Annotated in this window: 10 protein-coding genes and 2 riboswitches; of the genes, 6 read left to right on the top strand and 4 right to left on the bottom strand. The window is 66.0% G+C overall.

Features of this window, described 5'->3' with window-relative positions; all coding sequences use genetic code 11:
* Positions 1-44: 44 nt before the first annotated feature.
* From GXB81_RS21530 to GXB81_RS21520, 3 genes are all read right to left on the bottom strand, one after another.
* The gene (locus tag GXB81_RS21530) at positions 45-692 is read right to left on the bottom strand and encodes an NAD(P)H-binding protein (protein ID WP_205990270.1); all 648 of its coding nucleotides are present in this window, start codon (positions 690-692) and stop codon (positions 45-47) included.
* Between the two features lie 207 nt (positions 693-899).
* Entirely contained in the window at positions 900-1,355 is a 456-nt protein-coding gene (locus GXB81_RS21525) for an Rrf2 family transcriptional regulator (protein ID WP_205990269.1), read from the bottom strand.
* A 97-nt stretch (positions 1,356-1,452) separates the two neighbouring features.
* The gene (locus GXB81_RS21520; RefSeq protein WP_205192732.1) at positions 1,453-1,929 is read right to left on the bottom strand and encodes a hypothetical protein; all 477 of its coding nucleotides are present in this window, start codon (positions 1,927-1,929) and stop codon (positions 1,453-1,455) included.
* A gap of 256 nt (positions 1,930-2,185) precedes the next feature.
* Here GXB81_RS21520 and GXB81_RS21515 point away from each other — a divergent pair, with 256 nt between their 5' ends.
* Together GXB81_RS21515 and GXB81_RS21510 are read left to right on the top strand one after the other, a co-directional pair.
* On the top strand, positions 2,186-2,767 hold the full coding sequence (locus GXB81_RS21515) for a DJ-1/PfpI family protein (RefSeq protein ID WP_167040252.1): 582 nt from the start codon (positions 2,186-2,188) through the stop codon (positions 2,765-2,767).
* 169 nt (positions 2,768-2,936) lie between these two features.
* Entirely contained in the window at positions 2,937-3,263 is a 327-nt protein-coding gene (locus GXB81_RS21510; protein WP_167040254.1) for a hypothetical protein, read from the top strand.
* 126 nt (positions 3,264-3,389) lie between these two features.
* On the opposite strand, the gene GXB81_RS21505 is transcribed toward GXB81_RS21510, so the two are convergent.
* The gene (locus GXB81_RS21505) at positions 3,390-5,156 is read right to left on the bottom strand and encodes a sensor histidine kinase (protein ID WP_167040256.1); all 1,767 of its coding nucleotides are present in this window, start codon (positions 5,154-5,156) and stop codon (positions 3,390-3,392) included.
* Positions 5,157-5,603: 447 nt separating this feature from the next.
* Here GXB81_RS21505 and GXB81_RS21500 point away from each other — a divergent pair, with 447 nt between their 5' ends.
* The 4 genes from GXB81_RS21500 to GXB81_RS21485 all read left to right on the top strand — a co-directional run bounded on the left by GXB81_RS21500 (position 5,604) and on the right by GXB81_RS21485 (position 10,030).
* Complete coding sequence (locus GXB81_RS21500; RefSeq protein WP_167284581.1) at positions 5,604-6,791, top strand: ammonium transporter; 1,188 nt, start codon at positions 5,604-5,606, stop codon at positions 6,789-6,791.
* A 39-nt stretch (positions 6,792-6,830) separates the two neighbouring features.
* A riboswitch (Fluoride riboswitch) is annotated at positions 6,831-6,892 on the top strand.
* 75 nt (positions 6,893-6,967) lie between these two features.
* Positions 6,968-7,348 carry a fluoride efflux transporter CrcB gene (crcB, locus tag GXB81_RS21495; protein ID WP_167040260.1) on the top strand — a complete coding sequence of 127 codons (381 nt, stop codon included), beginning with the start codon at positions 6,968-6,970 and terminating at the stop codon, positions 7,346-7,348.
* A 155-nt stretch (positions 7,349-7,503) separates the two neighbouring features.
* Positions 7,504-7,642, top strand: a riboswitch (cobalamin riboswitch).
* Positions 7,643-7,675: 33 nt separating this feature from the next.
* Complete coding sequence (locus GXB81_RS21490; RefSeq protein ID WP_167040262.1) at positions 7,676-8,737, top strand: HoxN/HupN/NixA family nickel/cobalt transporter; 1,062 nt, start codon at positions 7,676-7,678, stop codon at positions 8,735-8,737.
* 456 nt (positions 8,738-9,193) lie between these two features.
* Positions 9,194-10,030, top strand: a complete 837-nt coding sequence (locus tag GXB81_RS21485; RefSeq protein WP_205990268.1) for an IclR family transcriptional regulator — start codon at positions 9,194-9,196, stop codon at positions 10,028-10,030.
* Positions 10,031-10,457: the final 427 nt, after the last annotated feature.

Here is a 10,457-nt window from a genome sequence, read left to right as displayed (position 1 = left end):
GTAACTGAATGTTAGGGCGCTTGCACGGGCGGCCACCCAGGGCCTCAGTAAGCGGCCGTCGCGAGTTGGCGGATGAAACGGCCCTGCTCCAGTTCGTCGACGAACGCGATGGCGTAGTCTTCGGCGGAAATGCGGCTATTGCCTTCGGTGTCGGCGATCAGCGTTTTCGCGCCCGTGCGGAACTTGCCCGTGCGCTCGCCCGGCGCGATCAGCGCGGCTGGGGCGAAGCACGTCCAGTCGAGATCGCTCACGCCGCGGTAGTAGTCGAATGCGTCGCGATGCGCAAGCGCAATGCCCTTGTAGGCGTCCGGAAAACCGGCGGTGTCGACCAGTTGCTTGCCCGGCGCGACTTCGAGCGAACCCGCGCCGCCCACCACCACGAGGCGCTTGATCCCCGCCGCGCGCACGCCCTCGACAAGCGCATGGGCCGCCTTCGACAGCACCGCGAGATCGCCTTGCGGCGGCGCATACGCGCTCGCGACGACGTCGTGATCGCGCACCGCCGCGCCGACGCTCGCGGCGTCGAGCAGATCGGCCTTCGCCGCGTGCAGATTCGCGACGCCAGCCGGCACGCGTGCCGGATCGCGCGCGAGCGCCGTCACCTGATGCCCGCGCCGCGTGGCTTCCACGGCGATCCGCGAACCGATCATGCCAGTCGCGCCGAACAATGCGATCTTTAGTTGCTTGCTCATGTTGTTGACTCCTGATGCGTTATATGTAACTACAGTAGTTACATATTGAGTGAAAAAAAGCGGGGTGCTCACCCCGTTCTACCTCATTCGACTTCGTTCGTCTTTTCAGGCGTGCGTGCGTCACGTGTGCCGCAACACCCCTACACGCGTGCTGCGATGCTGCTTTTACCGCCGTCATGGCATGGCTTCGCCGGCCATGCCGCAACGTCATCCCCCCGCGCGCCGCTTGCGCGCCCGCTGCTTTTCCGTGCGCACGACGTCGGCGGTCGCGTCGGCGAGCGTGCGGCCGGCGAGTGCGCTCTCCATGGCCTGCTGCGCTTCGTCGACGATACCGTGCAGCACGCCCTGAATATTGCGCCCCACCATGCACGCCGGGTTCGGCGCCTCGCGATGCAGCGGAAATAGCGGCGCCTCTTCGACCGCGCGATACACGTCGAGCAGCGTGATCTGCCCGGGTGCCCGCGCGAGCAAGGCGCCGCCGCCCGCGCCCAGCTGCGAGGTGGTGAGCCCCGCTTCCGCGAGCATGCTCAGAAGCCGGCGAATCAGCGCGGGATTCGTATTGACGCTGCCCGCGATCATGTCCGAGGACAGCGGCACGCCCCCCTGCAACGACAACAGCGCAAGCACGTGCACAGCAAACGCAAACCGGCTACTCGTGTTCACAGCGAACCTGCCTCGCGGCGACAATATGTAACCATGATAATTACACTTATCGCCTTCGTCAAACGAGGCGAGCCGATGCGGGCGACCCGCACGCGGCTCATTTATCCATCTGCTTCTGCGCGTCGGACGACTCGCCCGATGCCGCCGACGCAGCGGACGCCGCCGCGTTCTGCGCCGACCACGCCTGCAGCTTGCGCCCCGCCGCCTCGAGTCCCTGCCCCGTTAGCGACGCGGCCTTGCCCAACTGCGCGTTGGCCGCGCTCGCCGCGTTCTGCAGATTGGCCTGCGCGCTCGACGCCAGCGATGCGGGGTCGATCCTGAGCGACGGCGCGGATGCGGCATCGAGCGTCTGCTGCGCGGCGGCCTTGCTCGCATCGACCTGCTGACCGACATAGCTCGCCGCCTGATCAAGCTTCTGGCCGGCGGCCTGAGCCGCGTCGTCGAGCTTGCTCGTCACCTGGCCGGCCGACGCGTCGTTCTTCTGGCACGCGGCCAGGCCACCGAAGATCAGGACCACGAACGCCGCGCGGCGCAACAGCGAAGAAAACCGCGAAGAAGAAAGAGAGGAAATCATAGGTGCCATGAACCGCCGCGAGGCGGCCCGTGCTTGCGAAGACGCGCCCATGATACCGCCTTGCCCCGCGCGCTCCGTTTTTACGCGCCATGCGCAACACCTGGCGCACGGCGCACGGCCCGAGGATCGTCGCGGTTCTGTCAACGATGATGGAGTAGACTGCCGGAGCATTGAGCAGCATCTGTCAGCATCTCCTCGCGCCGATACACGCGAGTGAACCCGGCGCGGTATTCCGTTGATCAACCGGAGGCATACGATGGCGGCAAAGAAGATCCTGTTCCTGACCGGCGATTTCGCCGAGGATTACGAAACGATGGTGCCGTTTCAGGCGCTGCAGGCAGTTGGCCATATCGTCGACGCGGTCTGCCCGAACAAGAAGGCGGGCGATCGCGTGAAAACCGCGATCCACGATTTCGAAGGCGACCAGACCTATACCGAGAAGCCGGGCCACCAGTTCACGCTGAACGCCTCGTTCGACGACACCGATCCGCACCAGTACGACGCGCTCGCGATCGCCGGCGGCCGCGCGCCCGAGTATCTGCGGCTCAATCCAAAGGTGATCGACGTCGTGCGGCAATTCGCCGAGGCGGGCAAGCCGATCGCCGCGATCTGCCACGCCGCGCAGCTGCTCGCGGCCGCCGACGTGATCCGCGGCAAGCGCATTTCCGCCTACCCGGCCTGCGCGCCCGAAGTGAAGCTGGCGGGCGGCGAATACGCCGACATTCCCGTCGACGCGGCGATCACCGACGCCAACTTCGTCACCGCGCCCGCATGGCCCGCACATCCCGAGTGGCTGCGTCAATTCCTCGTGCTGCTCGGCACGCGTATCGAGCATTGAGGTATCGCGTTCGACCGCTGGCGCGCCTGCGCGCCAGCACATGCGGCAAGCGCGGACGCAACGCCGCGCTCGCCGCCAGATCAAGCGGCCCCCTCATTTAAGATTTGTCCGATAGTTCTCGAAGCAAAGCTCCCCCATAGTCGCGGCTGCCTTGGGGAGTGCCGCTTCGATGAAACTGACCGACTGGATCGTCCTGCTTGCCGTTATCCTGATAGCAATCGCTTTTTTCTGCGCGCGCCGGCCCGGCGCCTGGTCGCGCAACACCCGCTCGCGGCAAATAAAGGGCACGCGCCTGCTGCTACAGGCCGCGTGCTCGCTGTGGGCAGCGAGCCTGATCGTCGCGCAAGGCTTTTTCAGCGTCGATGGCTTCGCCGGCCTGCGGCCCGCGCCGATCGAGGCGCTCGCGGGTGGCGCGGTACTACTCGCCTGCGGCTGTTACTGGTCGATACGCGGCACGAGGCTGCTCAAACCGCGGCGCATCTTCGCGGGCTGCTGAACGGGCACTGGGCGGACGATCGGACGAGCACCGCGCGGGCCGCAGGGCCGCCGGCAGCCTCGCGCCGCGTTCCTGACGCTCTTCTCCTGCCGCTCTCCCGCCTCTCCCTCACGCCGCTCTCGCGCCCTACCGGGTCCCGATCCCCCGCTGCACATCGATCGCGGACGCAGGCGCGGACAGCCTCGCATCGCCGCCACCGTCGCCGGCCTTCGCCCACTCGCGCGTCTCCCTCTGCGCGAGACTGCCCGGCGAATCGCGGCTCGCGAGAATCCCGGCCGCATCGGCAAGCACCCGCGCACCGGCTGCCCCAGCCCCCGCTTCGGGCAGCGACAGATAAAACGTCGTCCCGGTTCCTTCCTTCGACTCCGCCCACACGCGGCCGCCGTGCCGCTCGACCATGCGCCGCACGAGCGCGAGGCCGATGCCCTCGCCGGCCGTCGCGTTGCCGTGCAGACGCTGGAACGCGTTGAACAGACGCGGCAGCGCGACCGCCGGAATCCCGAGGCCGTTGTCGCGCACGTAGAAGATGCGCAGCGACTGCACGCCGGGCGGCGCCGGCGTCGTGCCGATTTCGATGCGGCCTTCGCGCGCCGGCGCCAGATAGTTGACCGCATTGCCGACGAGGTTCGCGAAGATCTGTTCGAGCGCGGTCGGATCGCCCCACACCGCCGGCAATTCGCCGAGCGTCACGCGCGCGCGCCGCGCGCGGATCGAGCCCTGCATCGCATCGACGACGCGCTGCACGATGTCGCGCACGTCGACCTTCTGGCGCCGGTATTCGACGCGGCCGACGCGCGAGAGCCGCAGCAGCGCGTCGATGATGTGCGACGAGCGCAGCACGGCCGTCTGCAGATAATGCAGCGCCTCGCCGACGTCCTCGTCGATCACGCGCTCGATGCGTTGCCGCGCGCCGGCCGTGAGCGTCGATTCGCGCACCGCCGCGCGCAGTTCGTCGCAGGCGCGGATCAGTTCCTTCGAAAAGCCCTGCAGGTTCACGAGCGGCGCGCGCAGATCGTGCGACACGCTGTAGATGAACATCTCGTTTTCCTGGGTCTGCTGCCGCAGCGTCTCGTTGATGCGCGCGAGTTCGGCCGCGCGGCGCTCGAGGTCCGCATGAAAGCGCGCCTCGATGCGCTCGGCTTCGAGCAGACGGCGGCTCGTCTCGTGCAAGGTCAGGTCGAGCCGCGCGATCTCGTCGCGGCCTGCGCCGATCGGCGCAAGCGGCTCGTTGCTGGCGAGGCGCCCGGCGTTGTCGGAAAGCTGCGCGAGCCGGCCGCGCACGCCGCGCGTGAACAGCCACACGGCCATCGCGACGAACAGCAGCGAGCCGAACGCGGCCGCGACGATCAGCGATTGCTGACGGTCGCGCGCGGCGTCGGCGGCATTCGAGCGCAGCATGTCGAGGCGCCGCTCCTCGGCCTGGAACGCGGTCACCTGCAGACGAAAATGGTCGAGCACGTCGGCCTGGGCGAGATCGTGGAAGCGCGCGAGAATGTCGGCGCGGCGCCCCGCGTGCATCAGGTCCTCGATCCGGTCCGACCATTGGCGATACGCCTGCACCGCCTGGCGCACCTCGACCACGCGCTCGACCTGCGCCGGATTGTCGGCGACCAGCTCGGCCAGTTGATCGATGCGCCGGTCCACGTCGACCCATACCGCGACCGGCGTCGTGAAGCGGACGTCGTTGGCAAGCACGGCGCCGCGCAGCGCGACCGATTCCGACAGCACCGGGTCGAGAATCGCGGTGCTCTGGCGCAGCACTTCCTCGCTGTGCATTGCCCAGCGCTCGGCTCGCGCCGTATCGGCCTGCGCCTTCACGAGTCCGGAGAGCAGCGCCAGTTCGAGAACGGCGGGAATCGCGATCAGCAACAGGCCTTTAGTGGTCAGTCTCATGCGTACGCATTGGTGGGAATGGCCGGCGGATCGTGCACGGAATCGGCACATTATGTCGGCGTTTGCGCGGGAAGACAAAGCGGGCCGCAGGCCGGGCCGCACGGGAAGCCGGCGCGAACGCGACGCGAGACACGCCGCCCGGCTGTCGGGCGCCGTATGCGCCGCATACACCGCAGGCGCCTCATGCGTCAGGAATCCAGATAAAACTGTAATAGAAATCGAAGATTATGCCCCCGGCTGGATCATTCCCGCCGCCATCCGGCGCGCATGCACTTTTTTTGTGCCTGTTGTCGCTATTCAGGTGCAAAGTCCAGCCCACGCGGCACGGTGCGAAATCGTGTGCAAGTCCATCCCGGTGCCTGCTTGCACCGCACCGGCGCCGCCGGCACAACTTTGGCCCACTTCTTGCTCACATAGCGCACTTTTTGGCATAAGCGGGACACATCGATGGAAAGTCTGAAATACGGCGCCGACACCGAGTTTCTTCTGCTCGGCGCCGCCATGGTGCTGGCGATGCACGCGGGCTTCGCGTTCCTTGAACTCGGCACGGTGCGCAAGAAGAATCAGGTCAATGCGCTCGTCAAGATCCTCGTGGATTTCGCCGTCTCGACGATCGCGTATTTCTTCATCGGCTACACGATCGCGTACGGCGTGCAGTTTTTCGGCAGCGCCGCGTCGCTCGCCGAGCACAACGGCTACGGGCTCGTGCGCTTCTTCTTCCTGCTGACGTTCGCCGCCGCGATTCCGGCGATCGTCTCGGGCGGCATCGCCGAGCGCTCGAAATTCAACCCGCAGCTGTTCGCGACGTTCGTGCTGGTCGGCTTCGTCTATCCGTTCTTCGAAGGCATCGCGTGGAATGACCGCTTCGGCATTCAGGACTGGCTCACGCAGGCGTTCGGCGCGCCGTTCCACGACTTCGCGGGCTCGGTCGTCGTGCACGCGTTCGGCGGCTGGGTCGCGTTGCCGGCCGTGCTGCTGCTCGGCGCGCGCCACGGCCGTTATCACCGCGACGGCGGCATCGCCGCGCATCCGCCCTCGAACATTCCGTTTCTCGCGCTCGGCGCATGGGTGCTGACGGTCGGCTGGTTCGGCTTTAACGTGATGAGCGCGCAGACGCTCGACAAGATCAGCGGCCTCGTCGCGGTCAACTCGCTGATGGCGATGGTCGGCGGCACGCTGAGCGCCTGGTTCGCCGGCCGCAACGACCCCGGCTTCACGTACAACGGCCCGCTCGCCGGACTCGTCGCGGTATGCGCGGGCTCCGACCTCATGCACCCGCTCGGCGCGCTGGTGACGGGCGGCATCGCCGGCGTGCTGTTCGTCTATATGTTCACCTGCGTGCAGAACCGCTGGCGCATCGACGACGTGCTCGGCGTATGGCCGCTGCACGGCCTGTGCGGCGCGTGGGGCGGCATCGCGGCCGGCATCTTCGGGATGCGCGCGCTGGGCGGCATGGGTGGCGTGTCGCTCGGCGCGCAGGTGCTCGGCACGCTCGGCGGCATCGTCGTGGCGGTGCTCGGCGGCACGCTCGTGTATGGCGTGATCCGCATGACCGTGGGCCTGAGGCTCGATCAGGAAGAGGAATACAACGGCGCGGATCTGTCGATCCACAAGATTTCGGCGACGCCGGAGTGAGCCGGGGTGCGCGTACAAATGCGCACACCGATGTTAGACTGCGCGGCTGGAGATGGCATTCTCCCTTAACCGCCCTTGGGGCTGATGATGCCTGCTACGCCCGGTCATGCGGACGCGGCATCGTCTCGCCCGCATGAACCGGTTTGTCGACACACTCCGGTTTCCGATCCTCTTCCATGTATTGGTCCTTTCTCGCTGTCGCCATCGGCGGCGCACTCGGCTCGCTGTTTCGCTGGTTCCTCGGCATTCGCCTGAACGGCCTGTTTAGCGGACTGCCGCTCGGCACGCTGGCCGCCAACGTGATCGCCGGCTACATCATCGGCGTGGCGGTCGCGGGCTTCGCGCGCGTGCCGCAACTCGCGCCGGAATGGCGGCTCTTCGTCATCACCGGTTTGATGGGTGGTCTCTCAACGTTCTCGACCTTCTCCGCCGAAGTCGTGCAACGCCTGCAGGACGGACGGCTCGGCTGGGCGGCCGGCGAAGTCGCGATTCACGTCAGCGCCTCGCTCGCGATGACGATCCTCGGCATCGCAACGGTGTCGCTGCTGTCGCGCTGAGCAGCCGGCTCGACACTCGCTCGGCACCCGCGCAGTACTCGCGTGCGGACATGCGTGCCGCCGCCCGAAAAACCCAACCGGGAGCGAAACCGGAACCCGTTCGACGGTCTCGCCGACTCTCGCGGCCGGCGCAGAAATCGACTTTTCAGTATCGGCGATGTATAAGCCCACAGGGCCTACGCCTCAACACGGACACAGCGGGAAGCCGGTGAGATTCCGGCGCGGTCGCGCCACTGTATCGGGGGAACCTGTTTCACCCCGGAGTCAGACCTCGCTATGTCGTCTTTTCCCAACCTGCACGGAACGCGCAATTCCTGGAGATTCAACATGCTTGATCGACTCGTCGAGATTTTCAACGATTCGGATTCGAGAGTCCGCAGCAAATTATTCGGCATCTACGGCGTGCTGATCGCCATCAACCTGCTCGCGTGGCTGTGGGCGATCGTGGCGTTCCACCACTATCCGGTGCTGCTCGGCACCGCGCTGCTCGCGTACGGATTCGGCCTGCGCCATGCCGTCGACGCCGACCACATCGCCGCCATCGACAACGTGACGCGCAAGCTCATGCAGGAACGCAAGCGGCCCGTTGCCGTGGGCTTCTTTTTCTCGCTCGGCCATTCGAGCGTGGTCGTGCTCGCGTCGGTCGCGGTGGCGCTCGCGACCACCGCGATCCAGGGCCGCTTCGACAACTACAGGGAGATCGGCGGCATCGTCAGCACGGCCGTGTCGTCCTTTTTCCTGTTCGCGCTCGCGCTGATGAACTTCCTGATTCTGCGCGGCATCTACCGCGCGTGGCGCCACGTGCGCAATGGCGGCGCCTATGTCGACGACGACTTCGACATGCTGCTCGCGAATCGAGGCTTCATCGCGCGCCTGTTCCGGCCGCTCTTCCGGCTCGTGACGCGTAGCTGGCACATGTATCCGATCGGCTTTCTGTTCGGCCTCGGCTTCGACACCGCCACGGAAATCGGCCTGCTCGGCATCGCGGCGACGCAGGCGGCCAAGGGGCTCTCGCCGTGGGCGATCATGGTGTTTCCGGTGCTGTTCAGTGCGGGCATGTCGCTCGTCGACACGCTCGACGGCCACCTGATGCTCGGCGCCTACGGCTGGGCGTACGAAAGGCCGCTGCGCAAGATCTACTACAACATGACGATCACGCTCGTCTCGATCGCGGTCGCGCTCGTGATCGGCGGCATCGAGGCGCTCGGCCTTCTCGCGGATCAGCTGAACCTGAAAGGCGGCATCTGGGACGCGATCGGCGCGCTCAACGATAACTTCGGCATGCTCGGCTACATCATCATCGGCATCTTCGCGCTCAGCTGGCTCGTGTCGGCGGTGATCTATCGCGTGAAGCGTTTCGACGAGGTGCAGACCAACCCGCAGGTCTGAGCGTACGAGAGCGGAAAGAAAGCGGAAAAGAAAAAAAGGCGTCACGTTGCCGTGACGCCTTAAAAGTTCTAGCCATTCCGAGGGCCGTGCTAGAACCTGAGAGACGGTATTAAAGCAAAAGCAGCGGGGGTTAAAAGCGGTGCCTGAAAGCAGACTTCGAAAGCATTCGCCGCCGAGCCCCTTGCATTCCCGCGCGATACGGGCAACGGGAACGATACGGCCGGCAACCTTTCTGGAAGATTCCATCTTTCGAAATAATGTTCCATTTTTTATGATTATGCTGACTAAGTCAAGCAAAATCCGAATCCAGGTCGTTCCGGCAACTTTTTCCGATAGAATCGATTTGTCACAAACAAAACTGAACTGGTGCCACGGCTGGAAGATGCCCGCCGTCTTCCGTAGACCGGCCGTCGACGGGGGACGAACTCAGAATCTGAAATACAGTTCCAAAAAACCATGAAACGACCTACTCCGATCCCGAGCGCAGCGGTCGTCGCCAAAGACCGGGACGGCTCGGGCGACGAAGTCACCGCCCTCGCTCGCGGCCTGACCGTGCTGCGCTCGATTGCCGCCGCGAACGCGCCGCTGAGCAATCGCGAACTCGCCGAACTCACCGGCATTCCGAAGCCGACGGTCTCGCGCATCACGGCGACGCTGGTCAGCGCCGGCTTCCTGCTGCGGCTGCCCGACAGCGAACGCTTCGTGCTGACTTCGTCGGTGCTGGAGCTGAGCAACGGCTTTCTGCGCAATTTCGACATCCGCGCCCGCGCACGGCCTTTCCTGATCGAACTCGCCGAGCGCACCGCCCTCTCGGTGCATCTGGCCGTGCGCGACCGCTTCGACATGGTCGTGATCGACACGATCCGGCCGCGCTCGGCGGTGCTCGTGTCGCGGCTCGAAATCGGCTCGCGCATGAGCCTGACGCGCACCGCGGTCGGCCGCGCCTATCTGGTGGCGCTCGAGCAGCCGGAACGCGAAGCGTTGCTTGCCGGTCTGCAGACGGCCGAAGGCAACGAATGGGGCTACATCGGCGGACGGCTCGAAAGCGCGATCGAGGACACGCTGGAGCGCGGCTTCGCGATCGCCACCGGCGAGTGGTACGACGGCCTCAATGCGATCGCGCTCGGCTTCGTCGGGCCGTCGGGCGAGCGCTATGCGGTCAATTGCGGCGGCGCGGCCGACCAGTGCCCGCGCGACTGGCTCATCTCGCATGCCGCGCCCGCGCTGCTCGAATGCATCGGCAAGATCGTGCTCGAAGTCGGCGGCACGCCGGCGCGCCGGCTCGACACCTGAGGCACCGAGACAGACACCGCGACAGGCACGGCGAAAAGCACCGCGGCCGGATGCGCCACCAGCCGGCGCACGCGGCCGACGGCGCCCGGCGAGGCGCCCCTTCACACCAGGCCAACAATTTCCCAACATCCTGTAACCTTCGTAATTAAACGAAAAATAGGCGGCTGGACTGTTACAGAGACCGCAACGTACGATCACGCATCCCGTCGCGGGATACACGCGCATCTGGCCGTTTTTGCCGTCGAAAACGGCGCCGCGCGCGCCGTGGTGATTCCGCATTGCGTTAACATCTCTGTCCCGCGCCTCGGGTAGCATCGCGTTGCGCGACGCACCCGCAACCGAACGCAACCTGACGCAACCGCAGCCGCCTGTCATGCCGTCCACGTGTCGCCGCCCTGCGGGCGCGGCAAACGCGCGAGCGGCGCAC

This window comes from Paraburkholderia sp. Ac-20336 (assembly GCF_017105025.1).
Lineage (GTDB): Bacteria > Pseudomonadota > Gammaproteobacteria > Burkholderiales > Burkholderiaceae > Paraburkholderia.
Note: the sequence above shows the minus strand (reverse complement) of the source record. Positions and strands in the feature narration are given on the sequence as shown.